Annotated in this window: 18 protein-coding genes; 14 read left to right on the plus strand and 4 right to left on the minus strand. The window is 37.2% G+C overall.

Annotated elements, in window-relative coordinates:
- Positions 1 to 70: 70 nt before the first annotated feature.
- Positions 71 to 259, minus strand: a complete 189-nt coding sequence (locus DSM106972_RS51920) for a hypothetical protein (protein ID WP_127087203.1) — start codon at positions 257 to 259, stop codon at positions 71 to 73.
- Positions 260 to 492: 233 nt separating this feature from the next.
- Here DSM106972_RS51920 and DSM106972_RS47265 point away from each other — a divergent pair, with 233 nt between their 5' ends.
- From DSM106972_RS47265 to vapC, 4 genes are read left to right on the plus strand one after another with little or no spacing between them, the layout of a single operon-like run.
- Positions 493 to 948, plus strand: a complete 456-nt coding sequence (locus tag DSM106972_RS47265; RefSeq protein ID WP_127087204.1) for a DUF4365 domain-containing protein — start codon at positions 493 to 495, stop codon at positions 946 to 948.
- Between the two features lie 45 nt (positions 949 to 993).
- A complete protein-coding gene (locus DSM106972_RS47270; protein ID WP_127087205.1) occupies positions 994 to 1527 on the plus strand; it encodes a hypothetical protein in 534 nt (177 codons plus the stop codon).
- Positions 1528 to 1562: 35 nt separating this feature from the next.
- On the plus strand, positions 1563 to 1817 hold the full coding sequence (locus DSM106972_RS47275; protein WP_127087206.1) for a hypothetical protein: 255 nt from the start codon (positions 1563 to 1565) through the stop codon (positions 1815 to 1817).
- Entirely contained in the window at positions 1814 to 2212 is a 399-nt protein-coding gene (vapC, locus tag DSM106972_RS47280; RefSeq protein ID WP_127087207.1) for a type II toxin-antitoxin system tRNA(fMet)-specific endonuclease VapC, read from the plus strand. Before DSM106972_RS47275 ends, vapC begins: the two co-directional genes overlap by 4 nt.
- A 391-nt stretch (positions 2213 to 2603) precedes the next feature.
- Here the strand turns inward: vapC and DSM106972_RS47285 are convergent, their stop codons facing one another.
- Positions 2604 to 3017, minus strand: a complete 414-nt coding sequence (locus tag DSM106972_RS47285; protein WP_127087208.1) for a helix-turn-helix domain-containing protein — start codon at positions 3015 to 3017, stop codon at positions 2604 to 2606.
- A gap of 515 nt (positions 3018 to 3532) precedes the next feature.
- On the opposite strand from DSM106972_RS47285, the gene DSM106972_RS47290 reads away from it, so the two are divergent.
- From DSM106972_RS47290 to DSM106972_RS47320, 7 genes are all read left to right on the plus strand, one after another.
- Positions 3533 to 4774, plus strand: a complete 1242-nt coding sequence (locus tag DSM106972_RS47290; RefSeq protein WP_127087209.1) for a hypothetical protein — start codon at positions 3533 to 3535, stop codon at positions 4772 to 4774.
- A 100-nt stretch (positions 4775 to 4874) separates the two neighbouring features.
- Entirely contained in the window at positions 4875 to 6245 is a 1371-nt protein-coding gene (gene dnaB / locus DSM106972_RS47295; RefSeq protein ID WP_127087210.1) for a replicative DNA helicase, read from the plus strand.
- Positions 6246 to 6330: 85 nt separating this feature from the next.
- Positions 6331 to 7533 (plus strand): DNA N-6-adenine-methyltransferase, encoded by a 1203-nt coding sequence (locus DSM106972_RS47300; protein WP_233786927.1) that lies wholly within the window; start codon positions 6331 to 6333, stop codon positions 7531 to 7533.
- A 99-nt stretch (positions 7534 to 7632) separates the two neighbouring features.
- Positions 7633 to 8175, plus strand: a complete 543-nt coding sequence (locus DSM106972_RS47305; RefSeq protein ID WP_233786928.1) for a hypothetical protein — start codon at positions 7633 to 7635, stop codon at positions 8173 to 8175.
- Positions 8163 to 8510 carry a hypothetical protein gene (locus DSM106972_RS47310; protein ID WP_127087211.1) on the plus strand — a complete coding sequence of 116 codons (348 nt, stop codon included), beginning with the start codon at positions 8163 to 8165 and terminating at the stop codon, positions 8508 to 8510. Before DSM106972_RS47305 ends, DSM106972_RS47310 begins: the two co-directional genes overlap by 13 nt.
- A gap of 346 nt (positions 8511 to 8856) precedes the next feature.
- Positions 8857 to 9591 carry a hypothetical protein gene (locus DSM106972_RS47315; protein ID WP_127087212.1) on the plus strand — a complete coding sequence of 245 codons (735 nt, stop codon included), beginning with the start codon at positions 8857 to 8859 and terminating at the stop codon, positions 9589 to 9591.
- A gap of 26 nt (positions 9592 to 9617) precedes the next feature.
- On the plus strand, positions 9618 to 10424 hold the full coding sequence (locus DSM106972_RS47320) for a hypothetical protein (protein WP_127087213.1): 807 nt from the start codon (positions 9618 to 9620) through the stop codon (positions 10422 to 10424).
- 60 nt (positions 10425 to 10484) lie between these two features.
- Here DSM106972_RS47320 and DSM106972_RS47325 read toward each other — a convergent pair whose 3' ends face one another.
- Positions 10485 to 13361, minus strand: a complete 2877-nt coding sequence (locus tag DSM106972_RS47325; protein ID WP_127087214.1) for an AAA-like domain-containing protein — start codon at positions 13359 to 13361, stop codon at positions 10485 to 10487.
- 9 nt (positions 13362 to 13370) lie between these two features.
- Positions 13371 to 14798, minus strand: coding sequence for an AAA-like domain-containing protein (locus DSM106972_RS47330; RefSeq protein WP_127087215.1), 1428 nt, complete (start codon positions 14796 to 14798; stop codon positions 13371 to 13373).
- A 775-nt stretch (positions 14799 to 15573) separates the two neighbouring features.
- On the opposite strand from DSM106972_RS47330, the gene DSM106972_RS47335 reads away from it, so the two are divergent.
- Genes DSM106972_RS47335 through DSM106972_RS47345 form a run of 3 tightly spaced genes read left to right on the plus strand, consistent with a single transcriptional unit; the run spans position 15574 to position 19540 of the window.
- Positions 15574 to 16488 carry a hypothetical protein gene (locus DSM106972_RS47335; RefSeq protein ID WP_186538292.1) on the plus strand — a complete coding sequence of 305 codons (915 nt, stop codon included), beginning with the start codon at positions 15574 to 15576 and terminating at the stop codon, positions 16486 to 16488.
- Positions 16489 to 16499: 11 nt separating this feature from the next.
- Positions 16500 to 18452 (plus strand): hypothetical protein, encoded by a 1953-nt coding sequence (locus DSM106972_RS47340; RefSeq protein ID WP_127087216.1) that lies wholly within the window; start codon positions 16500 to 16502, stop codon positions 18450 to 18452.
- Between the two features lie 5 nt (positions 18453 to 18457).
- Positions 18458 to 19540: an FHA domain-containing protein gene (locus DSM106972_RS47345; RefSeq protein ID WP_127087217.1), complete on the plus strand. Its 1083-nt coding sequence runs from the start codon at positions 18458 to 18460 to the stop codon at positions 19538 to 19540.

Genomic DNA, 19540 nt, shown 5'->3' on the forward strand with positions numbered 1-19540 from the left:
AACTTTTGTTGCATCTGTTGAAAAAATCCTTAGAGAATTTGGAGAAAATTATGTAATTAATTTTGTCTAACTACTTACTAGGAAGTGGAATAAGGGTTGGGTCAGACTTTGCTTTTAAATTTGCAGGAATACTTAAATTTTGCTCAACTTTAGAAGAATCTTGATTAAGTCCCTTATTGGATAGTTGTGTTGATGGGGAGCATCTAGGCGCCACAAGCATGATTAATAACGTAGTCCCCATGATTCCCCAGCTTCGCATACTTTTGCTACCTTCAGTAAATACGTATAAGTAATTAAATTTACAGTAATTTCCCTACTGAAACCGTAATTTCTCCCTATAAATTTATTTGGATGCATGGCTAAATAATAGAATTGCGGTTGGGGGAAAAAGAAGAATTGTACTATCCGGCGCCATAGTAACAGGAAAGTGCGCCACAGTCTTAAAATATCTTCATTATCAAATTTGAACGCCAGCATTTATGTAAACATCAAATGAACCTCAATACCCAGAAAGAAGATTTTAGTTACGCTTATATATATGCTGTTAGTAGCAGCATAGGTTACTCTCTCCAAACTGCTACACGTAGATTAGATGACAGCGGCATCGACGCTACAATCACCGTGCCAGGTAAAATCAACTCCAAGCGCTTACCCAGGTTTGATATACAAATCAAATCCACATCCCAAGATATCCTTAAAAATGAATCTATAAAATACCGACTCACCGCTAAAAACTACGATGAACTTCGAGAAAACGACCCCTTTATACCACAACTATTAGTAGTTGTTCTGATACCAAAAAATGCTAACGACTGGTTATCCCAAACCGAAGATTCTCTATGCCTCAAACGTTGCGCTTACTGGTTATCGCTACGGGGACGACCACCACTTGAGGAACAAACAACCATCACTATAGAAATTCCGCGTCAAAATATCTGCGCGTCCTAACGCACTCAAAACTATAATGGAACGCATCGCTGCTGGAGAAAACTTATGACAGCAATCGAGCCACACATAGAAAAATTTCAACACATTGACCCCCAACAAGTAAAAACCTACTTGGTTGCACATGGCTGGCAGCAGCAACAAAAACAGGGAGATAAAGCATCCATCTGGACTTTAGACGGTTTTGAAATTCTACTGCCCCTCAAACCAGAAATTATTGACTTCAAGCGGAGGATGGCGGAGGTTGTAGAAACTCTCGCTCTGGCAGAAAACCGTTCACAAGTGGAAATATACGGCGCCTTAATTACAGAGGCGCCTAACACCACCATTCAAGCAGTTGTTACCCACATCGCCACTCCCAACGCCGCAGAGCTAAGTGGAGAAGTTACGCTACTTGGTGTTGTTGTTAACAAACTACGCTCCATCCATACTGAACTAGCAGACCGCGACTATATTCTTGCCCTTAAAGCTTATCAAGAACGCCTTCCTATTTACTGCACAGGTGACTTAATCAAAGAAAACGGTACATTTATTCTTAAAAATCCCCATCAGTTAAGCTTGGATGAACCAGCAGTTTCTTAAATCAAAAAACTTATCTAATGGCGTAAGAATTGTCTATGAAAAGTATTAAACTAAACAAAAAAGTTGGCGCCGACGGTATTTTACATTTAGATATTCCAGTAGAAATAATAGATACAGAAGTAGAAATAATGGTAATATACCAACCATTACAACCACCAGCACAGCCAAACACACTCGATGAATTTGGATACCCACCCGGTTTTTTTGAGGAAACTTATGGTAGTTGTGCGGATGACCCAATTGTAATTGATTCAGAAGGCGAATTTGAGGAACGGGAAAAAATATTGTGAGGTATTTGTTGGACACTAACGTTTGCGCTCGCTACCTCAATGGTAGGTCGCCAACAGTACGAACACGTATAAGGTCAACAAGAAGAGAAGAGATTGCTGTATGTTCTGTAGTCAAAGCAGAACTATTTTTCGGCGCCATGCGGAGTAACGATATGGAAAGAACGCTTACTCGGCAGCAACAATTTCTGAATTTATTTGTATCGCTACCATTTGATGATGCGGCAGCAATTATTTATGGACGAATCCGTGCGGAATTAACAGAATTAGGTACACCAATAGGTCCTAATGATTTTCAGATTGCAGCAATTGCAATGGCGAATAATCTAATATTGGTTACGCACAACACAGGTGAATTTAGTCGAGTTCCAAGCTTACCGCTTGAAGACTGGGAGTAGACAGTGGTTTAGATTGGGATGTTGTTTGGCTATTCATTAAATCAGCTTTTTCCCAATTCCCAAATGTCTCAGTAATAATTTTCGAGCCACTAGGCGCCACAAAACCTAGTAGAGCAAACAGACACATTACATCGTAACTATATAAAACATCTGCACTGATAATTAGTTAGTGTACGTGCGGGTGGATTAAAATACCTTTGAGTTTATGACCCTCTTCCAATAGATTTACGTCTAGAGTCATAGATAAAACCTAGACTAGCGTCCCATACACCTTTTATTAAATGCTGCTAATGTAATTTATAACGGTTCGCGTTCAGGTAAAGTACATGAAGGTAGATAATGATGCCCACCTTACAAGAACTTTACTCTCGACTGTTATATTGTTTTGATTTTACTGCCTAGGTATACAAGACCTAAGAGTATCCAAAGCTTGATTAACAAGTTCCAGGTCGGAAGGTCTGTCCTTTTCAGGCAATTCCTGTACCAACTCCCACATATCCCTTAGAACAGAATCAAATCCTTTAATAGCTTTATCGATTAAATCGGGTTTATAAGGGTTTAGTTCTCTGTTTAAACAAACTAGCTGATAAAGTTCCAGAGGTGATTTATCCATTGCTTTCGCCAACCTCACAATGCTTGAGCGCGTTGGATTGCTTGTTTTTAAGCACATTGTTCGCAGTCCAGGGCGAGTGATATTCGCCATGTCAGCAAATTCGCGCATGGAAATATCGTTTTCTTTAATAAACTTGAATATCAATTCCCCTAACGGACTCAGGTCTTGAGGCTTTATGGTGAGAGCAGGCATACAAGTGATTTATAAAATATATGTAGAAAAAAAGGTTGTTTCTTCTACATGTTATGAGGTATATTGTAGTCTAAGAAACTATAAATTGAAAGAGGATTTAAAGGATGAGCAATAAGCACGAAAATAAAAATATTAGCCAAAATGACCACCCTTTAAACAAGAGTGGCACCTCAGCTGTATGATGCTTTTAGAGCGAGTTAGCTTACCCATAGAACTTATATCAGTTGCTTTAGCTTGGCGGCACTGTAACGGATATAGTCTAGTGGTTTAGCCTTCCGTTTGTTCAATCGTTATTGTCTTTATGTTACCAGGATTTGTACACCATGTGTAGAGTTCTGTAGATTTTTGCGCCCAAATTCACAACAACTTTAATAAGTTATTTTGGAAATTATCTACTTTACTATAAGAAAATCCTATTTTCCATGAGTAAAATAGTTTAAGCAATCAAATCGACAACGATTCGGCGGATAAGTAACTCGCTCCAAAGACCGTTTTAGTACTTTGGAGTTAATATCATGTCACCATGCGCTACCATCGAGCTTGAATTAGTACAACCGTTACAAACAGTTACTGAAGAACCAATCACCCCAAATCTTGATTGGACTGACTTACCAAAACTCCTCCATCAAATAATTGCTTACCACCGAATTTTTGCACTTGTTGGTGGAAGTGCCCAAGCAGGGATTTTTCTCTCACAAGCCTACTACTGGACTCCTAAAGCTAACAACCCCGAAGGTTGGTTTTATAAAACCAAAGAAGAGTGGGAAAAAGAAACCGGACTGACCCGGCGCCAGCAGGACACAGTAGTTAAGCACCTAAAAGAGCTAGGAATATTATTTGTTGAGCTTAAAGGCATACCGTGTAAACTTTACTACCGAATAAATAAGGAAGCACTTACCGAAGCCATTGCGCGCCATCAGCCAATAGTAGAAAAAACAGGTGAAAAAAGCGCTGAAACAACGCAAAATCAACAGTTGCACAAAAACGCCGAACAAGTTGCACAAAAACGCCGAACAAGTTGCACAAAAACGCCTAACAAGTTGCACAAAAACGCCCAACTCAACCCACCTCAAACCCATACACAGCAAACGTTTCAGCCGCCCTCAGAGATTACATCAGAAAATACAACTAAAAATACACAAATATCCGCCCCGCCTAGCGGCGCCCCGGAACCCCGCCCTGGTGTGTGTGTAAATAATATTAAACAAGAAGCTACCAAGGTTGATAACCAACCAGGATCATCAGAAGTTGAGAAACCAGTTGTTAAAACCGATAACCAAAAAAATTCTTCATCTGAACAACGACTTCCTCATGAAGACAACAATTCCGCCGCAAGTTCGATAAATCAGAACAAGCGAAATAGAGAACAATCTTCAAATAGCAGTAAAAATCAACAAATTAATCAATGGGAACCAGCCCATCACCCAGAACTAAAACAAGCCTTTCTTGAATGGAAAGCAAGAACACTCCTCGCTTCCAGTGGTGATACAGATGCATTATCCGGTTATTCCTTTGCTCGTAACTGGGCAAGAAAAAATCAACAAGATGCAAACGATGACTTTGAAAAATTTGTCGCACGTCACGAAGCCGAACAGCAGCGAAACAAAGAACAAGAAGAATTTTTTGCCAAACATCGAGAACATTACATGGCGCAGCTTGAGAAACAGCAGCAAGAGGAAGCAGCAAGAAGAGCAGCGGCGCCTCCTAACCCCAGACTCCAAGCAATTTTACAACGGCATTTGAACATAAATACCTAACAATTTACTGCGCGTGCGGTAACAATATGTGAACGCACTTTGTAACGTGAATTGTTAATACAGGTTTTGCTTCATCCATTCAAATATTTGAAAAATTAATATGCAAGTCACAAACGAATTAGACTTTAGAGCAATAGATAGATTGCCCCCGCAAAATATTGAAGCGGAAGAGGTGATTTTGGGTGGTATAATGCTTGATCCAAGCGCGATAATAAGAGTCGAAGGCATTCTTAAGCCAGAGATGTTTTATATTTCGTCGCACAAACATATTTTCTCTGCTTTAGAAGCGCTGCATCGTGACAATAAACCGACAGATTTGTTGAGTGTCACCAACTATCTGACAGATTTTGATATGTTGACGTCCATCGGCGGTCGAAGCAAATTAGCATCGCTTTTAGAATCAACTGTATCGGCAATAAATATTGATGCTCTTGCTGACATCGTGATTGAAAAATATCGGCGCCGACAGTTAATAAAAGCTGCTTCAGAAATTTATCAACTTGCTTATGACACCGAAAGCGAAATTAATCACCTGCTGGACTGTGCCGAAACTAAACTTTTAAGTATCCGTACAGAAGCTATTAGCCAAGAAACTGAGCCAGTAATCTTAGCAGAGCCACTCATAAATGTTTTTGACAATATAGAAAAAATATCTCAAGGTCTTATTAAACCTGGTATTTCTACAGGATTTTATGATTTAGACCTCATAATAAAAGGCTTTCAACCAGGTAAATTAATAACACTAGCAGGGCGCCCAGCAATGGGAAAATCATCCATGCTAGGTAACATGGCAATTAATGCAGCCCGTAATTCCTCGCAACCCGTAATACTCTTTAGTACAGAAATGACAAAAGAAGAGTGGGCGATGCGATATTTGAGTCAAGAAGCCAGAGTCGAAGGAATTTATTTAGAATCTGGCAGAATTAGCAACGACCAATGGAAAGACCTAGCAGTAGCTGTTGAAAAATTAAGCCAAGACAAAATATATATAGATGACTCGCCAAAACTAACAGTTGCTTCGCTGCGTTCCAAAGTAAAGCGTATGGTAGCGAAACACGGCAAAGTTAGCATGGTTGGCATCGACTACCTACAATTAATGGCTGACATTGGAGGTGATGACGGTAGCGGTAAATCTGCTCGTCAAATTGGAGAAATCACACGACAACTGAAACTTCTAGCCAGAGAATGCAACACAACCGTCGTCCTACTCTCACAACTAAATCGTGGTGTAGAAAGTCGTAACAACAAGCGACCGCTCATGTCAGACTTGCGCGAGTCAGGAAGAATCGAAGAAGACTCCGACCTCGTAATAATGCTTTACAGAGAAGAATACTATGTCTTAGATACACCAGACCGAGGACTAGCAGAAGTCATCATTACCAAACATCGCGGTGGTCCAACAGGAATAGTAAAACTGCTATTTGAATCACAATTTACCCAATTCAAAAACCTCAAACGCACCAGTTACTAACATGTGGCACGGGCGTCTCGCCTGTGCAGTCAAGTACTTTTATTTACCACAGAGGCACAGAGAACATAGAGGAAAAACATTCATTATGTTGGCGCCAAACCTAGAAACCTCTCAACGAACCGCTGCATCTCAAAAAACATCCAAAACCAGCGAAAAACCCTCTGACAACTGGTATACACCCCAACACATAATTGACTTAGTAATACAAGTACTAAATCAAATAGACCTAGACCCCTGTGCAGAAACTGGCAAAAATATACCAGCATCCACACATTACACACATACAGACAACGGATTAATTCAACCTTGGCACGGACGAATATTTCTCAACCCACCATACTCAGAACCCGGCAAATGGATTACCAAACTAAATGAAGAAATCGCAACTGGTCGAGTAACAGAAGCCATCGCACTTGTACCAGGCGCCACCGATACTAACTGGTTATCACCTATATTGAAAACTCAACCAGTCTGCTTCTGGAAAGGGCGAATCAAATTCCTTGACCAAAACTACGAACCAAAACTACCAGCAAGGCAATCACATGTACTTATCTACTGGGGAGACAACAGCACACGGTTTCTAGAAATCTTCGATGCGTATGGAGTAGTACAACTACCACAAGCAATACTATCCAAATTACTGAAAACCTCTCCCAGCAACACTTATGAAATTTTCCCAGGGGATAAGCAAGACACAAATATATCCCCTAGGAAAATAGAGGCGCCCCAACCCCAATTCCCAGAACCATCCCAAAACTGTCATTCTGAGCGCAGCGAAGAATCTACAATATCTCAAAACTTACGAGAGGCGCCCAAATTCCTAGGGGATAAGTCAGACACAAATATATCCCCTAGGAAAATAGAGGCGCCCAAATTCCTAGGGGATAACTCAGACATAAATATATCCTCTAGGAAAATAGAAGCACCACAATTCCTAGGCGACAAATCAGATACAAATTGTCATTCCACGAATAGCGAAGAATCTACAATATCTCAAGACTTACGAGACGCGCCCAAATTCCTAGGGGATAACTCAGATACAAATATATCCCCTAGGAAAAGGCGCCGACATAAGGGCGACGGGAGCGGCAGCATACATTGGCGCACTGTCACAAAAAAAGGTAAAGATTATCATGAAGCTTATTATCACTACGAATTTTGGAGCGATGGTGAGCGCGAAGTTAAATCTACCAAGTACATTCCCAAGCGGTTGCTATCACAGGTGCAGAGCTTGGATTTGGAAAAGGCGCCTGTAAGAGAAATTTTAGAGGTTTTGGGAGTTCTGTAACAACACTGAAAAAGGCACCCGACAGCACATAAATTCCTATATGATTAAAAAAAATGTAATTGTTTAAATAATCAATGGTAGGTAATATACCAAACATGAATGTACCTTGATGATCTTTCTCAATCTAAACCAGAACGACCTGGATGGTCACTGACTTTTGGTGCTACTTGTCAAGACGCAGCAGCAGTATGCTTGGATGATCAAAATCATCCTTACCGTGTTAACCTTCAAATCAATGGTATACAAAATACTCAAGTTGAAATACAATGGAATCCTATTAACGATACTGTGCGTCGCTTTAATGCGGATCAAGAAGTTGCAACTGAGTACGGCGCCTATGGTATTGCTGCGCTTCTCATGCCTTATTTAACAGGACTTACCGTAATTGAACGCTCTATTAAAGGTAAAAGTTTTGGCTTTGACTTTTGGTTAGGTTCAATTGATGACCCAAATACTTTATTTCAAAGAAAAGCTCGTTTGGAAGTATCTGGTATCCGTAAAGGTTCCCAAAGCATTATTGAATCTAGAGTTAAAATGAAGTTAGAACAGATTAGCCCCTCGGACACTTTGTCTCCTGGCTACGTCTGCGTAGTCGAATTTGGCACACCATATACCCGTGTAGTTGAAAAATGCAAGACGTAGAAATTCTTCATCGAGAAGCAATGGAGCTTGTTGACCAAGCTTTTTTAGCTAGTCAAAGGGGTGATACCACCGTCGCTTTGGAGTTAACGAAAGCTGCCTTTTCTCAAGAGCGAGCTGCCGCAGACCTAGTAGCAAACTTATTCGACCTTGAACCAACTAGATCGGTTCTTCATCGCAGTGCCGCAACGCTTGCCATAGAATGTTTAGAATTACGAGAAGCAGAAAAGTTAATTGGACGCGCGCTTGCAGGTAATCCCCCTGATGATATTGCCAACGAATTGCGGGATTTACTTCTAGAAGAAATTTATTCCCGCAGGCAAGCAATTGGACATTAAGCGGTTGTTATCTCAAGTGCATAGCTTAGATGCACAAAAAGGCGCCTTCCTTTATTTACCAGTTTTTACAATTATTTAACATTTGCGTGAGCAGACTAAACGGAGGGCAATGGAAAAGTTAGATATCGGTTACTGATAAATCTTGGATTCATCAAAGATGTCTTTTTTGCTATCATATCCTTAAATATACTATAAAAAAAATTTTGTTCCTTTTACTTTGATGGAGGAAAAACTTGGAGAAGTAACTAATTTATTTTCAAGTTTGTACGTTGTGCTTGGTTAGAAGGGCTAAATAATCCTCTTCTTACTAACTATCTTGCCTTAATAATCACAAAAAGGGTATCAAGTGGGAGTAATTTATATTGGTGATCGCGGTACTGGTAAAACTCACTTAGCGATGGAATTAACCAACCCTCGAAATGAATTCGTCAAAGTTTCTAGTCCTGACTACGAACAACTCAAATCATTCTTATATGATGAGGAATTAGAGGGAACTAAAGCAACAGATGCTAGTAAGGAAGTTGACAATCGCGATTTAGAAATTCAGGTTAGACTTCCTAATGGTTTCAAAAAAATTCCTGTGGATTGGATAGATACTCCTGGGGAAGTCTGGCGAAAAGCATGGCAGGCAGATAACCCTGATAAGTGGAAAAATCTCTTGGGTACAATCCGTAAGAGTGAGGGAATTATACTAATACTTCCACCTTACCGAAATATTATTTCAAAACCAAATGTGGATGCCAAGGATTTTTTAACTAGACAGCAATGGTGCAACAGGTTTAATCGCTGGGTAGATTTTTTCCGCAATGATTGTTCTCAAGCTAAACGGGTGGTAATTTGTATAAACAAAGCAGATTTATTTTGCGACCTCGATAAAGAAGCTGCACAACTGGCTGCAAAGAATTGGCAAGAACGTCATTCCTATGTTTTACATAGATACTTTAAACCAGTTCAACCTCAAATAGAACAAATTAATAAGGCTATGTCTAAAACCTCAGTTAGTTGTTTTGTTACTAGTATTTATCATCGTAAACTATTAGAATTACCTTGGCTCTACCTAGGTACTTTTTTATCTTATTAAGTTATTCAATCTACAAGGATATTAAAATGGGAAACATTTGTGTAATTGGTCCACGCGACTCTGGCAAGACAACTTACCTAGCAGGGTTAGCATATTGGCCTGATAAGCAAAAGAAGATTCAAAAATCTAGTTCATTTAACGTGCAAGCTCTTGGTGATGCCAAGATATTAGAAGAAAAGGCTGAAAATATCATATGTCAAGGAGATTCTTTGCCTCCTACAGAGATTGCTTCTGGTATCGACGATGCTCCTTTATATCAATTTCAAATTAAAGTAAATACTTTATTAAAAAAAAATGAAGAAATAAATTTAGTTGTAAGAGATTATCCGGGAGAGATATTTGAAGAGTTAGAGACTGGTTTTTCTAGTTCGCTAAATGAAGAGTTTATTAACGAATCTTTGATAGACGATGTTGAAGGTTGTTTAATCCTCTTAAGTGATTGGACGAAAGATAGCGAATACAGCAAGATGCTGAAAAAGTATATAGAGTTAATGGATAAGAAGAGTAGACTAAATAAATTACGCCTTGCTGTAGTTATGAGCAAGTGCGAACGGGGAGAGATTTGGTCTGGTCGTTTAGAACCAGAAATGGATATTTTTGATGTTCATTTACCTAAAACAAAACAGATTTTAAGAGCAAATATCCAAGCTAAAAATTTACAGTTTTATGCTCTTTCAACTTTTGGAGTGTTAGGAAGAAATGATCCTCGACCTAATCGGAAAGATGTGCCAGGAAAGAATGGTTCTAATGCTGTACTTAGAGAATCAACACGGTGGAAACCTTATAATATGATCGCTCCTCTATACTGGTTGAGTAAAGGTCGGAGAATATGATAAATTATAATATTAGTAAATCAAGTTATTTTGATTAAGTAAATTATTCAGGAATTTTGTTTACTTAAATTCTGTAAAAGTAAATTCAAAAGTTTCAGGTGCAGATTCATTTTTGTTCTTATCAACAACCACAAGATGAGCTTCCCCAATACGTTCTCCCACAGACGAAAATTTGAGTTCATCTCCTGATGTCTCATTTTCAGAAAGATCTACCCTCTTTAGATTATTAAGTACATTTTCTCGTTTTGAATCGTTGTCTTTAGTTAGAGCTTCAATTAAAGCCTGTGTTGCATCGTAACTAGCAGCAGTACGATGACTTATTTTTCCTTGCCATGTTTTTATTGCTGTTTTACCATAGGAGCTATCTTTTATCCAGGGAACAGCTAAAGTTAAGCCTTCAACTACAAGCCCATTAATTAAGGTTTCAGAATTGTACATTATAGTACTACCAAAAAGCTGTAATCTTTTCTGTGGAGGCAATAAAGAGTTTTCATGAGCAATATTAATAGCAAGGTCATTTGTTTTTGTACTTGGTAATAGAACCGCAACACTAATTTGACTTTTTATGCTGCGATCTATTTCAGCTTTAATATCTAGTTTAGGCTGACTTAAATCAACAATAATACTATGTTCAAACTCTCCTCTTAATTTTTTAAATTCTTGCTCAAAAGCTTCTCGAAGCTTTATGCTTGTTTGTGAGTCATAGAATATAATTACTTTTTTGTTTTTTTGTTTATCATTCAAGCTTTTGATGATTTGTTTAGCCAGTTTTCGAGCAATTGCTCTGTCAGAGATAACTGTTTGGAACAAAATTTGATTTGAAGAACGTAGAGAAGATGTACAGTCACTCATGAGACACATTATAGGTAACTTAGCCTTATCGTATTCCTGTAGTGCATCACTACTTAAGCTATGAGCTATTACTCCTAAAAATTTTGGGTTGCTTACCACATCTTTTGCTATTTTGGCTGATGCATCATAATTGTCTTGATTGATAAAAATTCTTACATTTAGTAACTTCAACTTTATACCGCTTTGCATTCTTAATTCATTAAATTTATTTTGAGCATCGGCTATTCCTCGTAAAATTTCTTTCGCATCATTAGTATTGTCTGCTGATACTATAACTCCTAAAGTATAATGAGAACCCTGTTCTAAAACTTCGGAATTATTAAGATATATTTTGGCTTCTGGGTCATCGGGTGCAATCTTTATGGCTTTATCAAAATATTTTTTTGCTTCTTTATAATCATCTTTTTGAAAAGCTTCTATTCCTTTTTCCATCTCAGATTGATTATTATCAAATAAACGTCGTTCTCCACTACTGCTATAATTTTGTGATTGTAAAGATGCAAATGTACTTTTTGAGAAAACTTGATTATACAGCCAATTATAAAAACTAAATAATATAGGAATAACAATAGTAATAACAGTAATATTTTTCCATTTTTTTATTTGTTTATTTCTCTCTAAGAGTTTTTTATTTAATTCTTTTTTTTCTTTTTCTAAAGAAAGTATTTGTTGTTGAAATTGTTCCTGTTTTTTTAATGATTCTTCTTGTAATCTAGCCTCTTTTTCTTTTTGATACTGTTTTGCTTTTTCAGCTTCATTTTTTTGTATTTTCAGTCTCTTTTCTTCTTCTAAATCTTGTCTTTTATCTAAATTAATGCTTGCATATAAAAAATCACACTCTTCCTGAAGCAAGCTTTTATTTAATGACCATATTAGAGCTTCCTTTAATTTTTTTTTATACAATAATTGAGATGAATCTCGACGATTTGAAGTCAGCCATGCCTGCAAGCATTTTGCATAGGGACGTAGATCTGCTAGCACCTGCTCAACCCATCTCTGATTAAAAACAGAACTATAAATTTTGTTATTAATTATTAAATTTTGCTGTACTTTAATTACTAAACCTGATAGCCGTAATTCTAGCTGTTCCGGACTGTCATTAACAACTATTTCGTCTTGTAGCAGAATTTTTTTATATATTTCTAAGAGACAACTTGTGCCTTGTCCTCGCGTTAAAATTTGGTCGCGTATTGTCTGTAAATGCTCTGGATTGTCTTGCTTTTCCCAATCGTTGATTATATATTTGTGTACTAGCTTGGCAATTTCATCCTTTTCCTTACCTGCTGGAATAGGAAATGGTAAATTTTGAATAATTTGACATATTTTATTAGTGAGAAAAGGTTGCCCACCAGTCCATTCTAAAACTTCTTTAAGAGTTGTTCTGGGATTACTAACTTGATTTTGCAATCCAAGTTCTAATGGTTTTGCCTCTTGAAGACTAAAGCCATGCAATTCAATTCTTTTACCAATGTTAAAAGCGGTATTTTTTTTATCATTAATTAATTCGTGAGGTGTTGCTACACCGAAGACAGCAAAATTTAAACGCTTGTAATCTGGGTGTGTACTACGTTTATCATAACAACTTTGTATAATTTTGAAAAAATTGTCAATAGGAAAGTTTAAAGTTATAACGCTATCAATCTCGTCAAAAAGAATTACAGTGTTTTTCTTAGATAACTTTTTTAAAAATTCTTTTTCAAGAAATTCGTTAAATCTTTCTACAGGAGGTATATCATTATATTCCTGCCACCATTTCTTAACATTAATTTCGTTTGTCAAATTCAAATTCTTTATTAACCTGCTAAGTATGCTTGCATACCACTGTTCCTCAGTAGTATCCGGACTACCAAGTCCAGAAATATAAATAGCAGTACAAGTAATTCCATCTGCTTCTAAGTCATGAATTGTTTGTACCATTAAGCTAGACTTTCCTGTTTGCCTAGAATTTAGTACATAACAGAATTCCCCAGCTTTCAAACTCTCGCACAATTCTGTATCAGCTTGCCGTCGTACATAAGTAGGAGATTCAACTGGTAAACTCCCGCCAACTTTATATTTGTAGCCAGAGTTAGATTCTATGGTCATGGGTTAAATTTATAGATACTTTTGAAAATATTGACGATATAGTTCGCAACGTGGTTTTGCATCATTTCCTTCTAGCTTCACAAGCCCAATACTTTCTAGCTCCAATGCTTGGGTTAACTCTAACCGTACTGAAACAGTAGAATTAACTACATTTCTCATTGCATCTTTTAAGTACGGATGCTTATCCAGAAGAAATAAATAAGCTTCCAGGTGTTCACGATAAATTCCAGTATACGTAAAAGCTGTCGTTAAAAATTTTTCAATCCTAGTGTGCCGATTACGTGAAATTTCCTTAATGGCAAGCTTTACTAAATAGGGATGTCCACCTACAATTTGCATTATTTGCTGAACATGTTCAATATTTAAAGTAAGTTGATACAAATTTCCTAATTGTTTTATCTCCTCAAGTGTCAACTCCAATAGTTCAATATGTTCACCTACATTAAAAGGTGATCTATAAATATCATCAATATAAATCTTCCTAGAATATGCTAGTACTAATCTTAGTTTCTTCCAAGTATTTTGCCTTTGAGCTTCCTCACACCAATTGCGTAAAAGGTCAAAAAATTCATTAGCAATTTTTCGGTTTTTGTCAAGAGAATCAATATTGTCTAAGCTGAGAAGCAATATGCTGTTTTCTGGGATTTTTTGTAATAGGTTCTCTTCAAAAAAATGTGTACAATTGTACTTGCTGCCATAAGTATTATCCCAATAATCGTTTAAATTACTAGATAAAGGTATTTTCAATTCAGATTCATTCAAATGCTTACTAATACAAGCACAAAACCACCTTAAAAATTGATCTAGGCTAGTCTCGGTATCTTCAGGAGAAAACTTTAAAAGCACTGTTAGATAACCCTGTTTTTTTGCATGATAAATAATCTTATTTATTAGTGATGTTTTTCCCATATGCCAAGGAGCTTTTATCCTAATTACACAACCTGGCTGTAATATTGCTTCGTAACAACGATGTTCAAAAGAAGAACGTTCTAAATAGAAATCAGTATCAGTACTATTCTTGTTAGTATCAATTAAAGTATCATCTTTCTCATTATTTATGTGTAGAGTTGCTACTTGGCTTAAGTTTGGATAATCTTGCTCTTCATCAAGATAACAATAGTCATATTTAGTTGCTTGTAATCCTAAGCATCTAAAAAGCTGTTCTATAGATTGTTTATCAGCTCCATCCTCCCTATTCATTATTTTGCTAATAGTATCAACGCTAAGTTTAGACTTTTCGGCTATTTCTTCATTAGTAAGCTTTTCTCCAGTTTCACTTTCTCTGAAGGCATCATTGAGTTTTTGCCATCCTTGTTCAGTCAGAATACGACCACGCCGACGTTTTCTCCTTTGTTGTTCCTGCATTAACTCCTTTAACTCCTTTAAATTCCTTAAGTATTTAATTTTATTGCTATATATTTTTAAAACATTAAACATGGATGTTAAATGACATTGCTAACAGCCTTAAATACGTTGGACATGGAGGATTAAATAACAGAATATTGTCTTTAGAAATTCACACATGGCTAACGCGATAAATTTAAGGAGTAGATGAAATTATGTACCCAAATAAATGTAAGTACCAATGCCAGCAAGGCAGTTGTCCTTTCGCACAAGACCCACATAATTCTAATAAATATGTGTGCCGTAAATGTGGATTAAAATTGTCTGTGAATCGATTTGAATGGAGTAAATATTTACTACTCGCTGTTAAGCTCATAATTCTGGTATTTGGCTTATTCGATGGACAATAAATTTGAGTTATCAAGCTTCCATAAGCAATTCCCCTCAAATTGAACGTATGACCGCGAGGTTTTTCTATAATCTGGTCTGGCATTGTCAACTAGACCAGATTTTCGTTGTGAATTTGTCTCAATTCCCATGATTAACATGGTATAGAAGGTTTTCATCATCCTAACGTGATGAGTTCCAGCCGCTACTCCGAGGGAACACGTAGCTAGTAGATGCTGGGTTATTGTATAAGAAAAGTATATCTACCTTAGATATAACTTTTTTTACCTAAATCTGCTAGTTTAGATTTGAATAGCAAAACCGCTATGCCTGTATAGCAGGGATTTTATCTTCATATTTATTTAATAAACAGTGCTTAAGTGTATAAATACATAACATTATAATTGCGTAAGTGTAAAGGAGTATGATAATCGTTATATAACGTTATGATAGCGATAGGTTATAGCAAGGATGATATCTGATGCTCGACTGGTTAAAAAAAGTTAATAAACAAGAAGAAAATAGCCCTGGAGCAACTTCAGTTAGTTTGACGATTCGGGTGATTGGCGATCGTGCTTCTGGTAAAACCACGTATATGGCATCTTTAGCTCGTTGGGCTTATGCTGACTTGTCTAGCCCAGTGCAAGCTGTTGAGGCTTTTAATGAAGATGGCAAAGTGCTGAAAAGTCAAGCGCAAAATATGTTGGAGCAAGGGTTACAGCTAGAACCAACTCCGTTGACTGAAAATACTAATGCTTTACGAGATTATGGTTTGAGCATTATTTTAAAACGTCAGTTTTCTTTGCAGAGTCCCAATCTCAATCCTGCCAGTCAACGTTTAACACTGAATATCAACTGCAAAGACTACTCAGGAGAATTTTTTACTGACCTGCTGTACCGTGAGGACGACCCTTTACTGGAAGATTATGTAAATGATTGTTTAGAGGCGGAAGGAATTTTGTTTTTGTTGGATGGGATTGCCCGTACTAAAGATGCAGAGTACGCCAAGGGATTAGATAAGTTTTTGGATGCTTGGGGACAGGCTGATAAAAGTGGTAAAAGGCGCCGTATCGCTCTAGTGTTAACTAAATGTGAACAGCCAGACTTATGGGTAAATCGTCACAAGCCTAAAGATTTAGCAAAAGCACGCTTTCGCCAAGTGTGTACAAAATTAGAAACTTGGCAGCAATTAGGTAAAGGTAGTGTAGAGTATTTTGCAAGTTCAGCTTTTGGAATGCTAGGAACTCGTCAACTAGAGGCGAATGTCCAGAAAATACGTCGTGACCGTGATGGCGTTGCCTCCGTTCTACTAGACCCCAGTGTCTGGCGCCCATTCGGCTTAGTTGCTCCTATTTATTGGCTATATAAAGGTGAGCGTCACCCAGGATTAGATTAAGGATTAAACCCATGACTTCTATTCAGATTCACGAATTTAGCACTGGTATTCGACCACAAATCAATGCAGATGGTAGCTGGGTGTCACTGGGTTTCACTGGGCAATACATGAATGTAACTATTAATGCGATACCTCATGCCGTAGAGCGTTCAATTGCCAATAAGGAATTTGCCGTTGCAGAAGGTGCATTTGGTGACCAACCAGCCGTTATTGGTCGTGTAGTGTTAGATAGCACAACTTCTGACTGGTCAGTTGTAGCTGTCGTGAGTAGAGGGCAGGATGAAAAAGGACGCAGTGCTTCTTTTTATCGTTACTTTCTGTGCGAAGGACGAGATAATCTATTAAATATAGTTTTATGGATGGAGGAGTATGAGCGAAAAAATCAATGCAAACCTGTTTTTAACCCCTCAGAAACTAAAGTACTAGGGCAAGCAACTCCATTTAATGCTCAAAATACCTCGTATCCTCCGAAGGAATTACTGCAAAACAGCACCTCTACACCAATCATTATTAACTCTGACAAGCGATACAGCTTACAGCAGATTAACGCTTCGGCTGCTGCTTTAGCCAATGGTCAACCTGTTGCATGGGCGTTTAATGCAGAGGCACTAGAAAAGCCTTTGAGTTTTATCGTCATTCAGGCAGCAAGCGAGCGCGCTTATCAAATATTGCAAAGGGCAGCAGCTAATACTCCTAAAGTTCAAACTCCGCTAGTTGTAGACGAACAAGCCCTTAAGTCAGCGATTAAAAGTTTAATGGGTAGTTCGACTGTGAAACCGGAGGTAGTTGGTATTATTGCAGAAGCTTTAAGTAACAAACAAGTAAATCAACAATACTGGGAAAATTTATTTGATGGGCAGGGTGCGATAAATGCTATCCGTCAGAAAATTTATAGCCCGCAAATGGTAAGATTATTAACCCTAAGAACATTGATCATTCCACAAAAATTAGGAGAATATTTAGATTGGTTAGAGATTAAGAATAATGCAAATAAAAGAGATTTAAATTCTAATATAACCTGTTCATTAGAATTTCAAGCTAATTTAATACCTACGCTTCCAGACTCTTCTATTGTTCAAAATAATTTAAACTATTTATTTAAACAGATAGAAGTATATAATCCTCCTGCCAATGTACTCGATAATATAGGAGATTACTGTTTAGACAAATTGCACAATAGAGAATTAGCATTACTTTATTACCGATTTGCTATTTATTTTACTGCTCGCACAAATAAAAATAATGTAATATCAGACAAATTATTTAAAAAAGCATTTTCTAACAGTAGAGGTCAAGAAAATGTTTTTGGTAGAACGGTTTATTCAGAACAGTACAGGAGAGACCAGGGAGAATCAGACGTGCCAAAGCATATTGTAATTGTTTTTGTATTACTCAGCTTTTTTTTAGGAGGCTTGGGTGGTTTTGTTTTATCAGAAATGACTAGAGAACCACAAACTGCAACAAATAACGCAAAAACACCTCCTGATGCAGTAGGTACAGATATGTCTCAACCCAGCAACCCTAATAATAATCTTAACATTACTGCCTCAAATAATAATCAAATAACGCCAATACCAAAAGGTAAAAAACAAAAGGACGCTTTCGATAAGTTTGAAAAAGTAACAATTCCAGTAATTAATAAAATAATAAATGATTTAGATAAACAAGAAAAATCGTTACCAGATGGTGTAACTAGACTAAATATTATTGCAGCGCTTAAGGAAACATTAGGTAATTCAAATTTAAATGAAAGTGTATTGGATAGTAGTATAGAGCCAATTCCAGAATTAAAAAATGATTGGATTAATACCATTTATTCATACCAATTACAAAAACAACCTAATCAACCTGCAAAAGCCGAAGGATATATTCTACCGACAGGAAATGTCATTAAATCTCTTAAACAAGATGTGGAGAAAAATTTGAAAAAAACGTCTATACCTGTGGCGCCTCTAGGGAATTAACATATATGAGAATATACTTATACATATTAGCTGGGGTAGCATCAGCTTTGATAGGTTGGAACCTTGGTCAAATATTCATTGCTGATTTTGGCTTATTAAAACAAGTTTCAGAAATTGTTTTATACCCCTGTATTGCCATCTCACTAGCAATTGGCATGGTAATGAATGAAATTTTCGTTAGTAGTCCGACTCGACCTAAACTCAGCTTAAAAAAGTCTCCTCTTCCTGTAATTATCGCTGTTGGCTTAGGACTTTTAACAGGGATAGTAGCTGGTATTTTATCAATAATCCTATTATTGCCTCAAATTCCTGTTCCGGCATTTCTGGTTAGGATGATTAGCTGGGTATTAATTGGTGGTTCGGTTGGGTTCGCAGAAGGATTAACTTGGCGTTGGCATAGTTTAGAAGCAGGTAATAAAAAACGGTTTCAAAAGCGATTAAAAAATAGTTTACTTGCTGCCAGTGGGGCAAGTTTGGTTGCTGCTTTACTATTTGAATTAATCCGTATTCCTATTGGGCAAATGCCAACAGAATTTAAACGTGTTGAAGAACCTATAGGTATTTCTGTTTTGGGACTGCTGCTTGGTTTGGCGCTTAGTATTAGTACCTCACCCAGTTATCTAGCAGCACTGAGAGCAGGCGCCGGGTTTGAGTATACAGGAGAAAAATATGACTCAATTGATTCATCGATAACAAATGAGGAAGTGCCTTATCCAGCAATCAATAATTCTCTCAAATTTGTAAATAAAGGTGATAGCGATGAAATAGAAGAAGGTTTATCAATTCAATTGCCAGAAATAGCCAAAATTACAATAGGTTCGGATGAAAGTGCCAATATTCGGCTACCGGGAACACCACCAGAAGCCGCTTACTTGGAATTGCAAAAACGCGAAGCTTTTCTAGTACCCAATAAAAATTTTATACAAACTATAAGAATTAATAATCAACCGCTTAAAAAAAATGACAAAGTGCCTCTAAAACATAACTATGTCTTGACTTTTCACACCTTAGAACAACAATATGGACAAGATGAGAAAAAAATCTATAGATTTGTCTACTACAATCGCTTTTTGGATCCGCAGGCTTAG

Source organism: Dulcicalothrix desertica PCC 7102 (genome assembly GCF_003991905.1).
GTDB lineage: Bacteria > Cyanobacteriota > Cyanobacteriia > Cyanobacteriales > Nostocaceae > Dulcicalothrix > Dulcicalothrix desertica.

Coding starts and splice junctions, on each gene's coding strand:
- DSM106972_RS51920 (WP_127087203.1), bottom strand. CDS start 259: ATGCGAAGCTGGGGAATCATGGGGACTACGTTATTAATCATGCTTGTG.
- DSM106972_RS47265 (WP_127087204.1), top strand. CDS start 493: ATGAACCTCAATACCCAGAAAGAAGATTTTAGTTACGCTTATATATAT.
- DSM106972_RS47270 (WP_127087205.1), top strand. CDS start 994: ATGACAGCAATCGAGCCACACATAGAAAAATTTCAACACATTGACCCC.
- DSM106972_RS47275 (WP_127087206.1), top strand. CDS start 1,563: ATGAAAAGTATTAAACTAAACAAAAAAGTTGGCGCCGACGGTATTTTA.
- DSM106972_RS47285 (WP_127087208.1), bottom strand. CDS start 3,017: ATGCCTGCTCTCACCATAAAGCCTCAAGACCTGAGTCCGTTAGGGGAA.
- DSM106972_RS47290 (WP_127087209.1), top strand. CDS start 3,533: ATGTCACCATGCGCTACCATCGAGCTTGAATTAGTACAACCGTTACAA.
- dnaB (WP_127087210.1), top strand. CDS start 4,875: ATGCAAGTCACAAACGAATTAGACTTTAGAGCAATAGATAGATTGCCC.
- DSM106972_RS47300 (WP_233786927.1), top strand. CDS start 6,331: ATGTTGGCGCCAAACCTAGAAACCTCTCAACGAACCGCTGCATCTCAA.
- DSM106972_RS47305 (WP_233786928.1), top strand. CDS start 7,633: ATGTACCTTGATGATCTTTCTCAATCTAAACCAGAACGACCTGGATGG.
- DSM106972_RS47310 (WP_127087211.1), top strand. CDS start 8,163: ATGCAAGACGTAGAAATTCTTCATCGAGAAGCAATGGAGCTTGTTGAC.
- DSM106972_RS47320 (WP_127087213.1), top strand. CDS start 9,618: ATGGGAAACATTTGTGTAATTGGTCCACGCGACTCTGGCAAGACAACT.
- DSM106972_RS47325 (WP_127087214.1), bottom strand. CDS start 13,361: ATGACCATAGAATCTAACTCTGGCTACAAATATAAAGTTGGCGGGAGT.
- DSM106972_RS47330 (WP_127087215.1), bottom strand. CDS start 14,798: ATGTTTAATGTTTTAAAAATATATAGCAATAAAATTAAATACTTAAGG.
- DSM106972_RS47335 (WP_186538292.1), top strand. CDS start 15,574: ATGCTCGACTGGTTAAAAAAAGTTAATAAACAAGAAGAAAATAGCCCT.
- DSM106972_RS47340 (WP_127087216.1), top strand. CDS start 16,500: ATGACTTCTATTCAGATTCACGAATTTAGCACTGGTATTCGACCACAA.
- DSM106972_RS47345 (WP_127087217.1), top strand. CDS start 18,458: ATGAGAATATACTTATACATATTAGCTGGGGTAGCATCAGCTTTGATA.